The organism is Streptomyces orinoci (assembly GCF_003121295.1).
Lineage (GTDB): Bacteria > Actinomycetota > Actinomycetes > Streptomycetales > Streptomycetaceae > Streptomyces > Streptomyces orinoci.
In genome coordinates this window covers 1,033,239-1,052,493 of the sequence record NZ_PHNC01000029.1, presented here as the reverse complement: position 1 = coordinate 1,052,493, position 19,255 = coordinate 1,033,239, and the positions used below count along the sequence as shown (strand labels likewise).

Genomic DNA, 19,255 nt, shown 5'->3' with positions numbered 1-19,255 from the left:
CCGACCAAGACCCGAGGGTGCAGCGATCATGCCGAGGAGCGACGCGGACCGGCTTCGGCGCCGGGAACTCTACGACGCGGCTGCGGGCGAACCGAGGGCCCGCTTACTGCCGTGGTCCGCCCCGGAAGGGCTTCCCTGTTACCTGCGTACCGATGACGGGAGCGTCCTCTCCGAGCTGGCCGACAGCATCGAAGCGGTACAACTCGGCATGGGAGCCGAGTTGTTGGAGCACGCCCGGGGCGTCCTGAAGCCCGGCGCCCGCGCCCTGTCGGCGATCGAGTACCGGTGGCTGTCGTCCCGGCTGACCGAGGCCCTGTCGGATGTGCTCAGGGTCGCGGAGTCGCGCGGGCGGCGCATCCCCGTCCCCGGGGAGGCGAGCGGCGATGCCTGAGCCTCCGAGCGTCGGCACCCTGGCTCATGACACCAAGCGTGACCGCGTGGGCGTGGCCATGGCGCGGCACAACGGGCGGTTCTGCCTGCGCCCGCAGGGTGGCGGTCAGCAATGGGACGCGGAGCCGCGCGATGTGAAGCCCGTCACCGCCGATGAGGCGCTGAGGCTGCGCGTCCGCGACGCCAACGAACGCAGCTGGGGCACGCGGCTGTGAGCGGCCCCGGACGGCAAGTGGCCGCGATCCTACCCCAGTTCCCGCCCTCCGCGCCGGAGCCCGTCCCCGGCTGTACGGACTGCGCCCGCTACCTGGAATTGGCCAAGTCCGCGAACCAGGGCGGGGACTTCAGCGCGGCGACCGACCTCCGGGTCCTGATGGCACGACACCGGCGAGAGGCACACTAATGGGCACCACCACCCGCTACCGCTTCCGTGACTACACCGTCCGGGCGGAGGCCGACCCCCTGACGCTGCCGACGTTCACCGCCGTGTGCGTCACCGGAGACGAGCGGGACTGCGGGGCCACGTCCGGCGATGTACACAGCCCGGACGAGCTCGTCCGGTGGATCGCCGCTCACTGCGCCCAGACCAGGCACGGGCTGTACGAGCGCACCACACGCGAAACAGTCTGCGCGGAGCCCGGAGCGTGGCGGTGAGGCCCATGGGGCTATGGCAATGATTCACCGTTGAGACACCAGCCCCGAGTTGGGGCCGGGTCGCACGACCCCGTTCGCCACTCCCGCCTTACGGGTTCCGCGCAAGTCCATAGGGAGGGTCCGACGATGACGGGACCGATCGTGGGGAACAGGGGTGACGGAGGCGACGGGGACAAGGTTCCCGGCCAGCCCTGGACGCCACCCCCACCGCCGCCCCCCGGATGGTGACATGCCCGAAGGCGATGGGAAGCACCGCAAGTGACGCTCCCCTCTGAGCAGGACGGCCGCGCCGGTGACGAACTGGCGCGGTCCCTCCTCGACAGCGGAGCCCTGACGCCCGAATGGGCCGAGACTTTCAGGGCCGTTCCCCGCGCGCTGTTCCTGCCGGATCTCGTCTGGTCGTACGACATGGCCACCGGCCGCAGCGTCCCCGTGTCCCGCGCTGAGGACCCGCAAGCGTGGGAGCGATCCGCGTACGCGAACGTCCCACTCGTCACACAGTGGGACGACGGCCGGCACACCGGCGTCGAACCGGGAGCCGTGCCGACCAGCTCGGCGAGCATGCCGTCAGTGGTCGCCGCCATGCTTCGCGACCTGGACATGACGGAAGGCATGCGGGTGCTCGAAATCGGCACGGGCACGGGCTGGAACGCCGGACTGCTCGCCCACCGGTTGGGCGGCTCCGGCGTCGTCAGTGTCGAGATCGACCCCTCCGTCACCAAGCAGGCCCGCGATGCCTTGAAACGCGCCGGGCTCAGCCCGGAGGTAGTCAACGTGGACGGTCGCCATGGGTGGCCGGAGGGGGCCCCGTATGACCGCGTGATCGCGACCGTGGGTGTGCGAGCCATCCCGCCCGCGTGGCTGGAGCAGACCCGCCCAGGCGGGATCATCCTCGCTCCCTGGGGCACCCACCACAGCGACCAGGACGCCCTTGTCCGGCTGACCATGGCCGACGACGGCAGCGCCCGCGGGCCGTTCCTCCGCATGGTGGAGTTCATGAAGCTGCGGGCTCAGCGCCTCGACTGGAACCGCTTTGCCCGGCACATCCCGGAGTTCCCGGGCGATGCCGACGTGTCCAGTACGCGGGTCACCCTCGCGGAGCTGGGGGACCGGTACGAATCCGTACGCTTCGTGATCGGTCTGTGCGTGTCCGACTGCGCTCATGTCGTGAACCGGTCCGACGAGGAGAGCGGGAAGGCGTGGTTCTTCGACCTGGCGAGTCGGTCATGGGCCGCAGTCGAGTTTCACAGCGGTAAGCCGGATGCCACGGTCTACCAGTCGGGATCGCGCAGTCTGTGGGACGAGGTGGAACGGGCGCTGAGATGGTGGACCGATCACGGCGAACCCAGCCTTGACCGGTTCGGCGTCACTGTCAGGCCCGACGGAAGCGTTCACCCATGGTTCGAGGCCCCTGAGAACGGCCTCACCATCGGTTGATTTCCGCCAGAGCGCCCCAGCTGTCCGCCTCCCCCGTGACGGATGGCTGGGGCTTCAACCGGTTGACAGGCCGCGCGGCTCGTACTGCCCTCGGTCGGTGATCAGGGCTCCAACACCCGGGATGCGCCGGACAGTTAGGGGCGCTCGTCCGGGGAAGCGACAGCCGATGGCTGCTCATGTGGCTTCCGGGCGGGTTGAACGCCGGATGCCGTGGTGACCGTCAATCCCCTTGGGCTGAGGGGCGCTTGCCGTCCACGCAATACGGACACCGGCCGGACCCCTAGGGGGCGGCCCCTACGTTCTCCGAGGCCGCGGCTCGTCCCGCAGCAGGAGGGGCGGACCGCCACCGCTCCCTAGCCTTGTGACGGTGGCCGGGGGAGGGGTGGTGGGGCTAGCACCACCGTCAACAGACGGACCAGCCCCATCGTGACCGGGGCCGCCGTCCAGCAGGCTGGACACCACTTCAGCGGACAAGCGTTCAGGAGACTCACCGTGACTACGGCTGTATCGATTCCCAGGACCGGGGGCAGTGGAGGACATGCGGCCGTCGCGGCGCGTGGGCGGCGGATCGTCAAGTCCTATGGCTCGGGGGAGACCCGGGTCACCGCGCTGGACCAGGTGGATGTGGACATCGCCCGGGGGCGGTTCACCGCCATCATGGGGCCCTCCGGCTCCGGCAAGTCCACCCTGATGCACTGTCTGGCCGGGCTGGACACCGTCACCTCCGGTCAGATCTGGATCGATGAGACCGAGATCACCGGGCTCAAGGACAAAAAGCTCACCCGGCTGCGCCGGGACCGGATCGGCTTTATCTTCCAGGCGTTCAACCTGCTGCCCACCCTCAACGCCATCGAGAACATCACCCTCCCCATGGACATCGCGGGCCGCAAGCCCGACCGGGCCTGGCTGGACCGGGTGGTGGAGACGGTGGGCCTGGCCGGACGGCTGAAGCACCGCCCCAACCAGCTCTCCGGCGGCCAGCAGCAGCGGGTGGCCGTCGCCCGCGCCCTGGCCGCCCGTCCCGAGATCATCTTCGGTGACGAGCCGACCGGGAACCTGGACTCCAGGGCCGGGGCCGAGGTGCTGGGCTTCCTCCGCCGCTCGGTGGACGAACTCGGGCAGACCATAGTCATGGTGACCCATGACGCGGTGGCCGCCTCCTATGCGGACCGGGTGCTCTACCTCGCCGACGGCCGCATCGTGGATGAAATGCACCAGCCGACGGCCGAGATGGTCTTCGAGCGGATGAAGCACTTCGACGCCCGGGGACGTGTCTCGTGACCATCTTCCGCACCTCCCTGCGCAACTTCCTTTCGCACAAAGGCCGGATGGCGCTCTCCCTGATCGCCGTGCTGCTCTCGGTAGCCTTTGTCTGCGGCACTCTGGTGTTCACCGACACCATGACCGCCACCTTCGACAAGCTCTTCGCCACCGTTGCCTCCGATGTGGACGTCCAGCCCAAGGAGAAGGACAACGCCCAGGAGAGCAGCATCCCCGCCACCCTGCCCGCCTCCCTGCGGGACCGGCTGGCCGGGGTGCCGGGGGTGGCCAAGGTCGAACCGGAGGCCGCCACCAGGAACATCACGGTGACCACCGCCAACAAGCAGAGCTTGAGCCCCAGTTCGGGCGCTCCCACGGTCGGCCTCAACTGGAACGACAGCCAGCGCAAGTCCATGGACATCACCCGCGGCCATCAGCCGAGGGGCGCCGATGAGGCCGTCCTGGACTCCGACACCGCCGAGAAGCACCATGTGAAGGTGGGCGACACCCTGCGGGTGATCGCCGCCCCCGGTGACTTCCGGGTGCATGTGGTGGGCCTGGCCACCTACAAGACCACCAACCCCGGTGCGGCCGTCCTCTACTTCGACACCGCCACCGCCCAGACCAAACTGCTGGGCAGCGCCCGGGCGTTCACCGGCTACGGGCTGACCGCCGCCTCCGGCGTCAGTGACGAGCAGCTGAAGAAGAACGTCACCGCCGCCATCGGCGAGGGCTACCAGGTGCACACCGCGGCCGAGAGCAAGAAGGAGAACAAGAAGAGCCTCGGCTCGGTGCTGGACGTGATGAAGTACGCGCTGCTCGGCTTCGCCGGCATCGCCGTCCTGGTGGGCATCTTCCTGATCGTCAACACCTTCTCCATGCTGGTCGCCCAGCGCACCCGGGAGATCGGCCTGATGCGGGCCATCGGCTCCAGCCGCCGCCAGATCAACCGCTCGGTGCTGGCGGAGGCGCTGCTGCTGGGGGTGACCGGCTCGGTGCTGGGCATCGGCGGCGGCATCGGCCTGGCCGTGGGGCTGATGAAGCTCATGGGCTCCCTGGGCATGAAGCTGGACACCGCCGACCTGACCGTCAAGGCCACCACCCCCCTGGTGGGCCTGGCCATCGGTGTGGTGGTCACCGTGCTGGCCGCCTATCTGCCCGCCCGCCGGGCCGGGAAGATCTCCCCGATGGCCGCCCTGCGCGACGCCGGCAACCCCGGAGACGCCAAGGCGGGCAAGGTACGCGCCGCCCTGGGCGTACTGCTCACCGCGGCCGGCGGCGGCGCCCTGCTGCTGGCCGCCCGGTCGGACCGGGCGTCCTCCGGCTCGGCCCTGCTGGGCCTGGGCATCCTGCTCAGCCTGATCGGGCTGGTGGTGGTGGGACCGCTGCTGGCGGGCCTGATCGTCCGGGTGATCAGCGCGGTGGTGCTGCGGGTCTTCGGCCCGGTGGGCCGGCTCGCCGAGCGCAACGCCCTGCGCAACCCGCGCCGCACCGGCGCCACCGCCTCGGCCCTGATGATCGGCCTCTCGCTGGTCGCCGCCCTCTCGGTGGTGGGCTCCTCGATGGTCGCCTCGGCCACCGACCAGGTGGACCGGTCGGTGGGCGCGGACTTCATCATGGAGAGCGGCGGCAAGGGCTACACCCCGGCGATGCTCAAGGCCGCCAGGTCGGCCCGGTACCTCGACCACCTCACCGAGTACACCGAGGTGAGCGCCAGGGTCACCACCCCCGACGGCAAGTCCGGCAACCAGCGGCTGACCGCCGCCGACCCCAGCTACGCCCAGGACCTGCGCCGGCAGACCGTCCAGGGCAAGCTCTCCGGGGCCTACGCCGCGGACGCCATGTCGGTGCCCGAGGGCTTCGCCAAGGATCACAAGGTCAAGCTGGGCGACCGGCTCACCGTGGCCATGACCGACGGCAGCACCGCCAGGCTCAGGGTCAACGCCATCACCTCGGACGACACCGCCTTCGACAAGGGGGCGATGTACCTCAGCACCGCCACCGCCAAGCGGTACCTGCCGGCCGACAAGATGCCGCCGCCGCGGATGCTGTTCGCCAAGGCGCAGGACGGCCACGCCAAGGAGGCCGCCGCCTCGCTCAAGGCCGCCATGGCCGACTATCCGCAGATCAAGGTCCGCGACCAGTCCGACTACAAGAAGCTGATCAAGGACCAGGTGGGCCAGCTGCTCAACCTGATCTACGGCCTGCTGGCCCTGGCGGTCATCGTGGCCATCCTCGGTGTGGTGAACACCCTGGCCCTGTCGGTGGTCGAGCGGACCCGGGAGATCGGCCTGATGCGGGCCATCGGCCTCTCCCGCCGCCAGCTGCGCCGCATGATCCGCCTGGAGTCGGTGGTGATCGCCCTGTTCGGCGCGCTGCTGGGGCTGGGCCTGGGGCTGGGCTGGGGCGCCACCGCCCAGAAGCTGCTGGCCTTGCAGGGGCTGGACGTCCTGGAGATCCCCTGGCCCACACTGGGCGCGGTCTTCCTGGGCTCGGCCCTGGTCGGCCTGGCCGCCGCCCTGGCCCCGGCGTTCCGGGCGGGCCGCATGAACGTCCTCAAGGCCATCGCCACGGACTGACGGGGGAAAGCCGCCAACGGCGCCCGGCCCCCACCGGAAAGCGCACCCTCACGTGGGGAGCAACGGGTGGCGCGTGGGTGGGGGCAGCCCGCCGCAGGCGCAACCGGCCCGCACGCAAGTGCCGGCCCCGGCCCCGGCCCGGACGCACCACGGGGGTGCGCGTCCGGACCAGGGGCCGGGGTCATTCCACGAAGCCCCTGTCCGACCCCCGTCGTACGCTGGAGTACGCACCCGGCCCCGTCCACCCGACGAGCCGGGCGGTTCGCGTTGTCCACCCCCCCGGGACGGAAGCCCTTTATGAGCCTGCACGGTCTGCTCGACGCCGTCGTCAACGATCCGGCGCTCGCCGAGGCGGTCAAGGCCGCGGCCGACGGCAACCGGCCGCACCTGGATCTGGTCGGCCCGCCCGCCGCCCGCCCCTTCGCCATCGCCGCCCTGGCCCGGGACGCCAAACGGCCGGTGCTGGCGGTGACCGCCACCGGCCGCGAGGCCGAGGACCTCGCCGCCGCGCTGCGCTCCCTGCTGCCGCCGGACGCCGTGGTGGACTACCCCGCCTGGGAGACCCTGCCGCATGAGCGGCTCTCCCCCCGCTCGGACACCGTCGGCCGCCGGCTGGCCGTACTGCGCCGGCTGGCCCACCCCGCCGCCGACGACCCGGCCGCCGGCCCCGTGAGCGTGGTCGTCGCCCCCATCCGCTCCGTACTCCAGCCCCAGGTCAAGGGGCTGGGCGACCTGGAGCCGGTGAGCCTGCGCAGCGGACGCAGCGCCGACCTCGAAGAGGTGGTGGACGCCCTGGCCGCGGCCGCCTACTCGCGCGTCGAACTGGTCGAGAACCGCGGCGAGTTCGCGGTGCGCGGCGGCATCCTGGATGTCTTCCCGCCCACCGAGGAACACCCGCTGCGCATCGAGTTCTGGGGCGACGAGGTGGAGGAGATCCGCTACTTCAAGGTGGCCGACCAGCGCTCCCTGGAGATCGCCGAGCACGGTCTGTGGGCCCCGCCCTGCCGGGAGCTGCTGCTCACCGACGAGGTACGGGCCCGCGCCGCCGAACTGGCCGAGAGCCACCCGGAGTTGGGCGAGCTGCTGGGCAAGCTGGCCGAGGGCATCGCCGTGGAGGGCATGGAGTCCCTGGCCCCGGTGCTGGTGGACGAGATGGAGCTGCTGCTGGATGTGCTTCCGGCGGGCAGTATGACGGTGGTCTGCGACCCGGAGCGGGTACGCACCCGGGCCGCGGATCTGGTGGCCACCTCCCAGGAGTTCCTCCAGGCCTCCTGGTCGGCCACGGCCGGCGGTGGTGAGGCCCCCATCGATGTGGGCGCCGCCTCCCTGTGGGGCATCGCCGATGTCCGCGACCGCGCCCGCGAGCTGGGCATGATGTGGTGGTCGGTGACCCCGTTCGCCTCCGGCGACACCGAACTCGGCGCGGCCGGCGCGGACTTGGACGGCGCCGACACCCTCAAGCTGGGCATGCGCGCCCCGGAGAGCTACCGCGGTGACACCGCCCGCGCCCTGGCCGACACCAAGGGCTGGCTGGCCGACGGCTGGCGCACTGTCTTCCTCACCGAGGGCCATGGCCCGGCCGCCCGTACCGTGGAGGTGCTCGGCGGCGAGGGCATCGCCGCCCGGCTGGACGCCGACCTGCCCGAGCTCTCCCCGTCCGTGGTCCATGTCTCCTGCGCCAGTCTGGACAACGGCTTTGTCGATCCCGGACTGAAGATCGCGGTGCTCACCGAGACCGATCTGTCCGGGCAGAAGGCCGCCAGCAAGGACATGGGCCGGATGCCGGCCCGCCGCCGTAAGACCATCGACCCGCTCACCCTCCAGACCGGCGACTTCATCGTCCATGAACAGCACGGTGTGGGGCGCTACCTGGAGATGGTCCAGCGCACCGTCCAGGGCGCCACCCGCGAGTATCTGCTGGTGGAGTACGCCCCGGCCAAGCGCGGCCAGCCCGGCGACCGGCTCTATATCCCCACCGACCAGCTGGAGCAGGTCACCAAGTACGTGGGCGGGGAGTCCCCCACCCTGCACCGGCTGGGCGGCGCGGACTGGACCAAGACCAAGGCCCGCGCCAAGAAGGCGGTCAAGGAGATCGCCGCCGACCTGATCAAGCTCTACTCGGCCCGGATGGCCGCCCCCGGCCATGCCTTCGGCGCGGACACCCCCTGGCAGCGGGAGCTGGAGGACGCCTTCCCCTACGCCGAGACCCCCGACCAGCTGACCACCATCGCCGAGGTCAAGGAGGACATGGAGAAGTCCGTCCCCATGGACCGGCTGATCTGCGGTGATGTCGGCTATGGCAAGACCGAGATCGCGGTGCGCGCGGCCTTCAAGGCGGTGCAGGACGGCAAGCAGGTGGCCGTACTGGTGCCCACCACCCTGCTGGTGCAGCAGCACTTCGGCACCTTCTCCGAGCGCTACTCCCAATTCCCGGTCGTGGTCAAGGCGTTGTCGCGGTTCCAGACCGACGCCGAGGCCAAGGCGGTGCTGGAGGGCCTGCGCGAAGGCTCGGTGGATGTGGTCATCGGCACCCACCGGCTGTTCTCCTCCGAGACCAGGTTCAAGGACCTGGGCCTGGTCATCGTGGACGAGGAGCAGCGCTTCGGTGTGGAGCACAAGGAGCAGCTGAAGAAGCTGCGCGCCAATGTGGACGTACTGACCATGTCCGCCACCCCCATTCCGCGCACCCTGGAGATGGCGGTCACCGGCATCCGGGAGATGTCCACCATCACCACCCCGCCGGAGGAGCGCCACCCGGTGCTGACCTTCGTGGGGCCGTACGACCAGAAGCAGATCGCCGCCGCCATCCGGCGTGAACTGCTGCGCGAGGGCCAGGTCTTCTATATCCACAACCGGGTGGAGTCCATCGACCGGGCCGCCGCCCGGCTGCGGGAACTGGTGCCGGAGGCCCGGATCGCCACCGCCCACGGCCAGATGTCGGAGTCCGCGCTGGAACAGGTGGTGGTGGACTTCTGGGAGAAGCGCTTCGACGTCCTGGTCTCCACCACCATCGTGGAGTCGGGCATCGACATCTCCAACGCCAACACCCTGATCGTGGAACGCGGCGACAACTTCGGCCTCTCCCAGCTGCATCAGCTGCGCGGGCGGGTGGGCCGCAGCCGGGAGCGCGGCTACGCCTACTTCCTCTATCCGCCGGAGAAGCCGCTCACCGAGACCGCCCATGAGCGGCTGGCCACCATCGCCCAGCACACCGAGATGGGCGCCGGTATGTATGTGGCGATGAAGGACCTGGAGATCCGCGGCGCGGGCAATCTGCTCGGCGGTGAACAGTCCGGCCATATCGCGGGCGTTGGCTTCGACCTCTATATCCGCATGGTCGGCGAGGCGGTGGCCGACTACCGCGCCTCCCTGGAGGGCGGCGCAGCGGAGGCCGAGCCCCCGCTGGAGGTGAAGATCGAACTGCCGGTGGACGCGCATGTCCCGCACGACTATGCGCCGGGCGAGCGGCTGCGGCTCCAGGCGTACCGGGCCATCGCCTCCGCCAACAGCGAGGAGGACATCAAGGCCGTCCGCGAGGAACTCACCGACCGCTACGGCAAGTTGCCCGAGCCGGTGGAGAATCTGCTGCTGGTGGCCGGGCTGCGGATGCTGGCCCGGGCCTGCGGGGTCACCGACATCACGCTCCAGGGCTCCAATGTCCGCTTCGGGCCGGTGGAGTTGCGCGAGTCCCAGGAGCTGCGGCTGATGCGGCTCTATCCGCGTACCGTCCTCAAGCCCGCCACCCGGCAGATCCTGGTGCCGCGCCCGGCCACGGCCCGCATCGGCGGCAAGCCGCTGGTCGGCCGGGAACTGCTGGCCTGGACGGGGGAGTTCCTCACCACCATCCTCGGCTGAGGCCGCCGCCGGTGCTCAGGCGGTCCGCCTGAGCACCGTATAACCGCCCGCGCTGCCCAGGAGTTGGTAGGCGGTGCCGGGGTGCGCCTGCTGGGACCCGGCTATCAGCTCCTGGGGCGTCCGGCCGTCGGTGGTGTGCAGGGCGACATAGTCCGGGACGATGCCCCGGGTGTCCCCTATCCACAGCACCCGGCAGCGGCCCGCCAGCCGGCTGATGGGCTCGATGTCCGCCTCCACCGTGGCGTGGTCCGGTATCCGGTCCAGCAGCCGCTCGGCGGCCCGGACGGCCGGGGGAGTGCGGTAGGTCTCCGGCAGCGTCAGGTTGTACAGCGGCAGGGCCGCGCTCAGCGAGAGCGCCGCACCGGCCACCGCCGCCGGCAGCTGACGGGCATAGGTACGCAGCCAGGGCCTGCGGGACTCCCGGGCGCGGGCGAGGGCGTCGGTCAGGGCGATGAAGACGATGGGCATCAGCACCGCGTTGTAGTGCCAGTCGGTCCCCCAGTAGTGGTCGTCATGGGAGACAAAGCGCCAGGCGAGGGTGGGCAGGGCGGCGATCAGCAGCGGGGAGCGCAGGGCCAGCAGTCCGGTGGTGGGGAGCAGGACCCACAGCAGGGTGCGGACCGCGGTGAGCACCGGGATGGTGGGGGCGGGGCCATTTCCGTCCACCTTGTTCCAGTAGTCGTAGGAGCCGGTGGCGTTGAAGGCCGGTATCAGTACGGACACGGTCAGCACGGTGGCGGCCAGCCCGAAGACCACCACTCCCAGGGCCAGGGCGGACCGGCGGGGGTCGCGGCGCGGCGGCCGCAGACGTATCAGGATCACCACCCCGATGGCGGCCAGGGTGACCCCCAGGTCCTCCTTGACCAGCACCAGCGGCAGCGCCCACAGCACCGCGGCCCGCCACCGCCGGCGCACCACGGCCTCCAGGGAGAAGGCCAGCAGCGGCATGGCGAAGGCGATCTCATGGAAGTCGAAGTCCACCGCGCGCTGGATGCCCCAGGAGGCCCCGTAGGCGATGCCTATGGCCAGCCCGCGCCCCCGGCCGAGCAGCCCGGCGGCGAGCCGGGTGACCGGCACCGCGGACAGCGCGAACAGCAGGGCCTGGGCCACCAGCAGGGTCACCGGGGTGGGGAAGACCCGGTAGAAGGGCGCTATCAGCGCGGTGACCGGGCTGAAGTGATCGCCGAGGATATTGGTGCCGGGTCCCTTGAGATCGACTATGGGCGCCCCCAGGTGGGCGTAGCCCTTGATGGCCTGCTCGAAGATGCCCAGGTCCCAGGACATGGTGAGCAGCTGCCGGTAGCGGGTCAGGGAGAGCAGCGAGTAGAGGACGAAGAAGGCTCCGGCCACCCAGTAGGGGTCGAGCCGTGGTGCCCGCAGGGTGGTGCTCCAGCTGCTCCGGCCGCTCCGGCCCGCGATCCCGGCCGGGCCCGGCCCCGGCGCCGACACGGCGGCTGCGGCCGAGTCCATGGTGTTCCTTTCCTTCGGCTGCTCTGGTCTGTGGGACGACTGTCGAAAAGATACGCGGACACCCCCGGCTGCCGGGCATCCCGCAGGTGAGGGCTCCGCGCCGGGGGCGGTGCTCACTCGGCGTACGCCGCCGGGTACGGTGCGCCATCAGCCGACGCATCGTCAGCTGCGGGGCCGAAGTGCACGCCGGGGAAGGGGAGATCGGCGCGGCGCACCTCAACTCCCGGCGAATCGTTGGTCGAATCAGTGGCCTGGGCCACCTGGACTCCCTACCATCGATCAACGCCAGGACGATCGACGCACCGCCGCACGATCTCTGCCGGGAGGCTCTATGTTCCGCCTGTTCCGCCGAAGGACCGCCGCGCTCTCCGTCTCCGCCGGGCTGCTGGCCCTGGCCCCCGCGCTCACCGCCTGCGGCTCCACCGCGCACCCGGGCGCCGCGGCCATCGTGGGCAAGGACCGCATCACCGTCACCCAGCTCCAGCAGCAGGTCGAGGACGTACGCCGGGTACAGCGGACCTCCCCGCAGGCGGAGCAGCTGGTCGCCAACAGCGCCCGGCTCAGCCAGGACACTCTGGTCCGGCTGATCCAGTACCGGATCGTGGCCAAGGCCGGGCACGACAACGGGGTGGACCTCACCCGCGGCGATCTCCAGCGGGAGCGGGCCCAGGTGGAGCGGGCCAATGGCGGTGCGGAGGCGGTGCGGGCCCGGTTCCTGGCGCTGGGCATCGCTCCCGATCAGATCGACCAGGCACTGGCCATGGATCTGGTGCGCACTCGGCTGGACGGCAAGCTGGGGGCGGCTCGCACCAATCAGGTACTGATGCGGACCTCCGAGGATCTGCGGGTGGATATCAATCCCCGCTTCGGCACCTGGGACCCCAAACGCGGCACCGCCACCCCGACGCGTGACCCCTGGCTGCGCGCCACCCTCCCCTCAGACCGCCCAATCTGAGGCGGGCCCCGCCCCATCAGGGGCGCGGGGCGCTATCCGATTTGCGGCTCCGCCGCAGACGCCCTGCCCTTGCCGGGTGTGCCCTGTCCAGGGGCGCGGGGAACTGCGCGATCAGCCACACACGGCCTGCGGCCGAGCGGCAACGGTCGTTGGCAGACGCCCTGTCTTCGCCGGGTGTGCCGTGTTCAGGGGCGCGGGGAACTGCGCGACCAGCCACACACGGCCCGCGGCCGAACTGCAACAGCAGACGCCGCGTCGCCGGGTGCGGCCCGGTGGGGGTGGCTGTCGGGGGAGGGGGCCCCGGACCCGCCCTTTCACCGTTTCTCCGGGGGCTGCCGCCCCCAGGGAGCCCCCCGCTTGGTGGGCGGGTGCGGGCCGTGGAGGGCTGGTCGCGCAGTTCCCCGCGCCCCTGGAAGGGGCGCACCCGGCAACGCGTACGCCGGCGCAGCGCCTACGCTCGGCAGCGTGAACGACTCCGCATCCGGCCGTATCGTCCTGCTCACCACCAGCCACCGGGTCGCCCCGGGACTCCTGTCCTGGCCGGCCTGGCAGACCTTGCGCGAGGCCGACCGGGTCCTGTGCGCCGACCCCGGCCACCCGCTCCTGCCCTACCTCGCCGAAGCCCGAATCTCCGCCGAGCAGGGCACGGCCATAGCTCGCGAACTGGTGGACTACTGCCTGGAAGGCGCCCGGACCGCCGTTGTGGTGACCTCTGCGGCGGGCGAGTCGCAGCTCACCGACGGCCTGGCCCGGCTGGCCGGTTCCGGCCGGGAGACCATGCCCGCCCTGGAACTGCTGCCCGGCTCCTACGACCTGCCGGGCGCCCGCCTGCTGGACCTGGTGCAGGTGATGGACCGGATCCGCCTGGCCTGCCCATGGAGTGCCATCCGCACCCATGAGGACCTGGGAAAGTACGGCATCGAGGAGATGTACGAGCTCATCGAGGCCATCGAGACCGGGGACCGGCAGGCGCTGCGCGAAGAACTCGGCGACGTCCTGCTCCAGGTCGTCTTCCACGCCCGGATCGCCCAGGACGACCCGGACGAGCCCTTCTCGGTGGACGATGTGGCCGGCGGCATCGTGGACAAGCTGATCCACCGCCATCCGCATGTCTTCGGTGACGAGACCGCCGAGACCCCGGAGGAGGTCAAGGCGCACTGGCTGCGCCGCAAGGCGGCCGAGAAGGGCCGGGAGTCGGTGACCGAGGGCATCCCGCTGGGGCAGCCCGCGCTGGCACTGGCCGCCAAGCTGGCCTCCCGGGCCCGTACCGAGGGCCTGGACATCGCCCTTCCGGACGGGGACGGCGTGGGGTACGAGCTGCTGCGGCTGGCGGTGCAGGCCGAGGCGGCCGGGGTGGAGCCGGAGACCGCACTCCGGGCGGCCGCCCGTACCTACCGAGACGCCATCCTGGCAGCCGAACGCGAACGGCCCGCACACCCCTGACCACTCCCGGCCTGCCCGGCGTCACCGTCCGACCGGCCGGACCCCGGACCGGGGACGGGCAAACCCGCCCGGCCAGGGACCGGCGAGCCGGTCACGCGGTTGCGGCCGCGGCGCGAGTGAGCCTGGTGGCGGCGACGGACAGCGCCCGGTCCACGGCCTGGCGGTTGTGCTCGGTCTCCGCCGGGTGGCTCTCCACCAGCGTGGTGACCGCCCCATGGCTGCGCACCGTGGCCAGGTCGAAGTCCATCCGGACGTCATCGACGGTGACGCTCACCGAGTAGGCCAGGACGTCATCGCCGTAGCGCGGGGCGTCATGCCGCTTCACCCGAAGGGTGGCCTGGGTGTCCGCCAGGGTCCCGGTGAAGCTGCCGCAGTGCTCCACCGCGTCCCGCAGCCTGCGCATGCCCTGCTCGGCGCGCTGCCGGGGGTAGCCGCTGACGTCCTGGGCCAGGCCGGTGGCCTGGCCGTCCTCGCCCTGCTTGGTGAAGACCCGGTGCGCATGGGTGGCGTACTCACCCTCCAGCCGGCCGGTGTTCACCACCGCGGCCAGCGGCAGGCAGCGGGCCTGGACCCCCTTGAGCTCGGCCTTCTTCCGGTGTTTGTTCTTGTGCGCGGTTTTCCAGCCCTCGGGCAGGTCCTGGGTGCCCAGCAGTGCGCCCCGTGCCTGTTCGGCGGTGATGTGGGCGGGGCGGGGGGCCGAGTGCGGGGCCGGCCGGGCGGCGTTGTCGGTGGCGGCCTTGGGGGTTTCCGGTCCCCCGCAGGCGGTCAGCAGCACAGAAGAGGCAGTGAGCGCGATGAGCGTGATGAGCGTGATTCGACGGACGGGACGTGTAAGCACCGGCAATATCCCTTATCTTTGGATTCGTACCCATTCAGCGCATTTGTGGGCTTGGCAGAGCGGGCGATGGGTACCCGGAGGCCATGGTGATGAAACACATCGAAATCGCCCTTCCCGCCTATTTGGGCGGCATTGCTCCCTTTATCGTCGGGATCGCCGTCGCGGTCCTGCTGCTGCTGGCCTTTGTCTTCGGTATGCGGTGGCGCGACCGGGAGCCCCCGCCGCCCTCCGCCCCGCAGCGGCGGATGGGTTCCTGGCGCACCCCGGAGGAGGACGGGCGTCCGGTGGAGAACCACGGCCCGGGGCACAATGACGACGAGGACGTCGTCGGCTATGTCACCGAGCACCGGGCGCCGGAGGACATTCCGCCCGGCCAGCCCGAGCGGATCCTGCCGCATGAGCTGAGCCCCGGCAGCCATCCCGAGGAGCTCTCCGAGGAACGCAAGAAATGGCGCCCGGGCAGCAGTGGCTCCTTCGGCAGCGGCGGCGCCGGCCACCACTAGCCGCAGCCCCCTCGGGGCGCGGGCGGTGTTCGATGTGCGGCTCCGCCGTGTGGGTGCGCCCGGCCACCGTCAGCCCGCACCCCAAACCCCCGCGGCACACCCAGTAGCGTCAAAGACGTGCACCACAAGAACGACGACAACCGCCACCCGGACCAGCCCCCGCTGTTCACCTGGGAGTTCGCCGGCGACCCCTATCCCGCGTACGCCTGGCTCCGCGAGCACGCCCCCGTGCACCGCACCACCCTCCCCAGCGGTGTGGACGCCTGGCTGGTCACCCGCTACGCCGACGCCCGCCAGGCGCTGGCCGACCAGCGGCTGTCGAAGAACCCGGTGCACCACTCGGAAGCCGCCCATGGCAAGGGCAAGGTCGGCATCCCCGGCGAGCGCAGCGCCAACCTGATGACGCATCTGCTCAATATCGATCCCCCGGACCACACCCGGCTGCGCCGCCTGGTGTCCAAGGCGTTCACCCCGCGCCGGGTCGCCGAGTTCGCCCCCCGCGTCCAGGAGCTCACCGACCATCTGATCGACGGCTTCGCCGCCCGCGGCACCGCCGACCTCATCCATGAGTTCGCCTTCCCGCTGCCCATCTACGCCATCTGCGACATGCTCGGGGTGCCCCCCGAGGACCAGGACGACTTCCGGGACTGGGCGGGAATGATGATCCGCCACGGCGGCGGCCCGCGTGGCGGGGTGGCCCGCTCGGTGAAGCGGATGCGGACATATCTGGCGGAGCTGATCCATCGCAAGCGGGAGGAACCGGGCGAAGACCTGATCTCCGGACTGATCCGGGCAAGCGACCACGGCGAACACCTCACCGAGAACGAGGCCGCGGCCATGGCCTTCATTCTGTTGTTCGCCGGTTTTGAAACAACTGTGAACCTGATCGGTAACGGAACCTACGCCCTGCTGCGCAACCCCGGCCAGCGGGAGCGGCTCCAGCGGGCGCTGGCCGAGGGGGACGAGAGCCTGCTGGCCACCGGGATCGAGGAACTGCTGCGCTACGACGGCCCGGTGGAGCTGGCCACCTGGCGGTTCGCCACCCGGGAGCTGACCATCGGGGGGCAGCGGATCGCCGAGGGAGACCCGGTCCTGGTGGTGCTCGCCGCCGCCGACCGCGACCCGGAACGCTTCGCCGATCCGGACATCCTGGACCTGGCCCGCACCGACAACCAGCACCTGGGCTACGGCCATGGCATCCACTACTGCCTGGGCGCCCCGCTGGCCCGGCTGGAGGGCCGCACGGCCCTGGCCACTCTGCTGCGCCGCCTTCCTGACCTGCGGCTTTCCGTCGATCCAGCGGAGCTGCGCTGGCGCGGCGGGCTGATTATGCGCGGACTGCGCACCCTCCCGGTGGAGTTCACCGCCCGTCCCCGATGACCCGCCGTCAGCCGCCTTTATCGCTACGTGACCAGCGATACACCGGCTTGTGACGATCGAAAGCCGTCGCTATGTTCGACGGTCATATTCGCCGCCGAGTGAAAGGTCATCGCATGCTTTCCGGTTCCGGCCGACACCGCCGTCCCCGTCAGATCCCCGCCCTCGTGGTCACCGCGGGGGTGACCGGAGCGGGGCTGGCCCTGCCGCTGATGGCCGCTTCCGGGGCCCAGGCCGCGGACGCCCAGACCTGGGACCGGGTGGCCCAGTGCGAGAGCGGCGGCCTGTGGAGCGCCGACTCCGGCGACGGGTACTACGGCGGGCTCCAGCTGACCCGCTCGATGTGGGAGCAGCACGGCGGTACGGAATTCGCCCCGCGCCCCGACCTGGCCAGCCGCGCCCAGCAGATCGCGGTGGCCGAGCGGATCCTCCAGGACCGTGGCCCGTACGCCTGGCCCAGCTGTGCGGTGGACTCGGGGCTGGCCAAGGACGGCCCGGCGCCGAAGGTGGACCCGGGTCCCGAGGACGGTTCCCAGGACGCGTCCCCGGGGAGCACACACCGTACGGCCCCGCAGCCGTCCTCCTCCGCGCCCGCCAACTCCCGGACCGGCAAGACCGGTTCGCCGGATGACGCGCCCGACTCCTCCGCCTCCCCGCGGCAGCCGGACCAGCGGCCCCCGGTGAAGGACGACGACCGGCCCACGGGCAAGCACCGCAAGCCGGCTGACGGTTCCTCCGGCGACACCGTCAACGGGCCGTCCGGCAAGCCGTCCGCCCAGCCCTCCGGTACGCCCTCGGCCGACCCCTCGGCCGGTCCCTCCGCCTCGCCCGCCGATGGCTCCGACCAGAGCGCGCACCCCGGTGACTCCACTCCCGGGCAGGACCCGCACACCGGAGCGAACACGGACGGAAGCACCGGCAAACACCGTGCGGACTCCCAGGATTCGGGCGCGGACCGCGCATCGCGCGGTGGTGCGGAGGCACGTACCCAGCCGCCGTCCGCAAACGACTACACCGTGCGCCCCGGTGACAACCTGTCAGTCATCGCCGAGCAGCATTCCGTCCAGGGTGGCTGGCACCGGCTGTACCGGGACAACCAGAAGGTGGTCGGGGACGATCCGGACCTCATTCTTCCCGGTCAGCAGCTCGAACTGAAGAAGTAGCGGGGCTGTTTGGGTCGAATGTCCGTTCCGGCGGAAAGTGAGACATGGGTCTCTTCGGCATTCGTCGCAAAGTCGGCATCCGCTTCTCAACGGACCGTCTCCGACCTGCGAAAACAACGGTTTTCAGCCAGGGCGGGGGCAACTGGGTGGCCGAAAACCAGGGTTTGAACCCATCGGCCGCCTGTGCTTAACGTCTTCACCGCTCGCCACCGCGAGCACCACGGTCGTCACGCCGAATCCTGCCGGCGACCGGGGGAGTCGTCGCGCAAGCGCCGTAGGCAGGAGCGGGGGAACCAAGGTAAGGCGCCGTAACGGGCGGCCGGCCGAAGGCCGGAGGTCCGGGACGGCTAGGGGTGAAGCCGAGCGAGCGCAAGCCGCACGGCCGGGCAACTCACGCCCGAACCCGACAGCTCACCTCGTAGGCGCCGGTGAGGAAACCGACTTATGTCCAAGGGCAAGCATCGTCGTCCGAACAAGGCCGTCCGTCTCGTCACGCTCGCCGGTGTCACCGGTGCCGCCGTCGCAGCTCCGCTGATGGCCGCCACCTCCGCCCACGCCGCCTCCGTGGACACCTGGGACCGTGTGGCCAAGTGCGAGTCCGGTGGCGACTGGTCCATCAACACCGGCAACGGCTACTACGGTGGCCTGCAGTTCTCGCAGTCCTCCTGGGAGGCCATGGGCGGCACCAAGTACGCCCCCCGGGCCGACCTGGCGTCCAAGAGCGCGCAGATCGCCGTCGCCGAGAAGCTGCTCGCCGCGCAGGGCCCCGGTGCCTGGGGCTGTGCCGGTGAGGGCGGGCTGACCCGTGGTGGCCCGGCCGCCGACGTGGACACCGACTCCGGCAGCCATGTCTCCACCAAGAGCCACGCCGACCGCAGCGAGCGGCACTGGACGCCCAAGCACACCGCCCCGCAGCAGCGGGACGACAGCGACGACGAGACCCCGGCACCCAAGCAGAGCGCGCCGCAGCACTCCGCCCCCAAGTCCGTGAAGACGGGCGACGGCGAGTACACGGTCAAGGAGGGCGACACCCTCGCCAAGATCGCCGACGCCAACAAGGTCAAGGGCGGCTGGCACAAGCTCTACGAGCGCAACAAGGACATCGTGGAGAACGCCGACCTGATCTTCCCGGGCCAGAAGCTGCACCTCAGCTGAGCCAAGGCCCACCCGGGCTGAACCGGACCGCCCCGTTCCGATGCGTCTGCTCCCCCCGAGCCGCATCGGAACGGGGCTCCGGTGTTTCCCGGGGGCCGCACCGCGGGTTCCCGCTTCTTCGTTCAGCGAACACCGGAAGCAGGCATTCCTCCCGCGATCTCGGCGTTTGCGGCTTT

Annotated in this window: 15 protein-coding genes and 1 riboswitch; of the genes, 13 read left to right on the top strand and 2 right to left on the bottom strand. The window is 70.9% G+C overall.

Translation table 11 applies throughout. The features are described from left to right. Positions 1 to 28 precede the first annotated feature (28 nt). From CV755_RS19530 to mfd, 7 genes are all read left to right on the top strand, one after another. Entirely contained in the window at positions 29 to 391 is a 363-nt protein-coding gene (locus CV755_RS19530; protein ID WP_109281482.1) for a hypothetical protein, read from the top strand. Then, a complete protein-coding gene (locus CV755_RS19525; RefSeq protein ID WP_109281481.1) occupies positions 384 to 605 on the top strand; it encodes a hypothetical protein in 222 nt (73 codons plus the stop codon). The genes CV755_RS19530 and CV755_RS19525 overlap by 8 nt, the downstream gene beginning before the upstream one ends. 187 nt (positions 606 to 792) lie before the next feature. Further along, the gene (locus CV755_RS19520) at positions 793 to 1,044 is read left to right on the top strand and encodes a DUF7848 domain-containing protein (protein WP_109281480.1); all 252 of its coding nucleotides are present in this window, start codon (positions 793 to 795) and stop codon (positions 1,042 to 1,044) included. Between the two features lie 258 nt (positions 1,045 to 1,302). Continuing rightward, complete coding sequence (locus tag CV755_RS19515; protein ID WP_109281479.1) at positions 1,303 to 2,481, top strand: methyltransferase domain-containing protein; 1,179 nt, start codon at positions 1,303 to 1,305, stop codon at positions 2,479 to 2,481. A gap of 492 nt (positions 2,482 to 2,973) precedes the next feature. After that, positions 2,974 to 3,762, top strand: a complete 789-nt coding sequence (locus tag CV755_RS19510) for an ABC transporter ATP-binding protein (protein WP_109281478.1) — start codon at positions 2,974 to 2,976, stop codon at positions 3,760 to 3,762. Continuing rightward, a complete protein-coding gene (locus CV755_RS19505; protein ID WP_109281477.1) occupies positions 3,759 to 6,320 on the top strand; it encodes an ABC transporter permease in 2,562 nt (853 codons plus the stop codon). The genes CV755_RS19510 and CV755_RS19505 overlap by 4 nt, the downstream gene beginning before the upstream one ends. 297 nt (positions 6,321 to 6,617) lie before the next feature. Then, positions 6,618 to 10,175, top strand: a complete 3,558-nt coding sequence (gene mfd / locus CV755_RS19500; RefSeq protein ID WP_109281476.1) for a transcription-repair coupling factor — start codon at positions 6,618 to 6,620, stop codon at positions 10,173 to 10,175. Positions 10,176 to 10,190: 15 nt separating this feature from the next. Here the strand turns inward: mfd and CV755_RS19495 are convergent, their stop codons facing one another. Next, a complete protein-coding gene (locus CV755_RS19495; protein ID WP_109281475.1) occupies positions 10,191 to 11,645 on the bottom strand; it encodes a DUF2079 domain-containing protein in 1,455 nt (484 codons plus the stop codon). Between the two features lie 331 nt (positions 11,646 to 11,976). Here CV755_RS19495 and CV755_RS19490 point away from each other — a divergent pair, with 331 nt between their 5' ends. Both CV755_RS19490 and CV755_RS19485 read left to right on the top strand, forming a co-directional pair. Next, positions 11,977 to 12,600: a SurA N-terminal domain-containing protein gene (locus CV755_RS19490; RefSeq protein ID WP_241561297.1), complete on the top strand. Its 624-nt coding sequence runs from the start codon at positions 11,977 to 11,979 to the stop codon at positions 12,598 to 12,600. A 465-nt stretch (positions 12,601 to 13,065) separates the two neighbouring features. Next, a complete protein-coding gene (locus tag CV755_RS19485; protein ID WP_109281474.1) occupies positions 13,066 to 14,043 on the top strand; it encodes a nucleoside triphosphate pyrophosphohydrolase in 978 nt (325 codons plus the stop codon). A gap of 91 nt (positions 14,044 to 14,134) precedes the next feature. Here the strand turns inward: CV755_RS19485 and CV755_RS19480 are convergent, their stop codons facing one another. Then, a complete protein-coding gene (locus tag CV755_RS19480; protein ID WP_153068708.1) occupies positions 14,135 to 14,881 on the bottom strand; it encodes a hypothetical protein in 747 nt (248 codons plus the stop codon). Positions 14,882 to 14,970: 89 nt separating this feature from the next. Between CV755_RS19480 and CV755_RS19475 the strand changes: the two genes are divergently transcribed. From CV755_RS19475 to CV755_RS19460, 4 genes are all read left to right on the top strand, one after another. Beyond that, positions 14,971 to 15,384: a DUF6479 family protein gene (locus CV755_RS19475; protein ID WP_153068707.1), complete on the top strand. Its 414-nt coding sequence runs from the start codon at positions 14,971 to 14,973 to the stop codon at positions 15,382 to 15,384. 117 nt (positions 15,385 to 15,501) lie between these two features. After that, positions 15,502 to 16,764, top strand: a complete 1,263-nt coding sequence (locus tag CV755_RS19470) for a cytochrome P450 family protein (protein WP_109281471.1) — start codon at positions 15,502 to 15,504, stop codon at positions 16,762 to 16,764. A 113-nt stretch (positions 16,765 to 16,877) separates the two neighbouring features. After that, positions 16,878 to 17,924, top strand: coding sequence for a transglycosylase family protein (locus CV755_RS36735; RefSeq protein WP_109281470.1), 1,047 nt, complete (start codon positions 16,878 to 16,880; stop codon positions 17,922 to 17,924). 260 nt (positions 17,925 to 18,184) lie between these two features. After that, a riboswitch (cyclic di-AMP (ydaO/yuaA leader) is annotated at positions 18,185 to 18,364 on the top strand. 4 nt (positions 18,365 to 18,368) lie between these two features. Beyond that, positions 18,369 to 19,079 carry a LysM peptidoglycan-binding domain-containing protein gene (locus CV755_RS19460; protein WP_109281469.1) on the top strand — a complete coding sequence of 237 codons (711 nt, stop codon included), beginning with the start codon at positions 18,369 to 18,371 and terminating at the stop codon, positions 19,077 to 19,079. Positions 19,080 to 19,255: the final 176 nt, after the last annotated feature.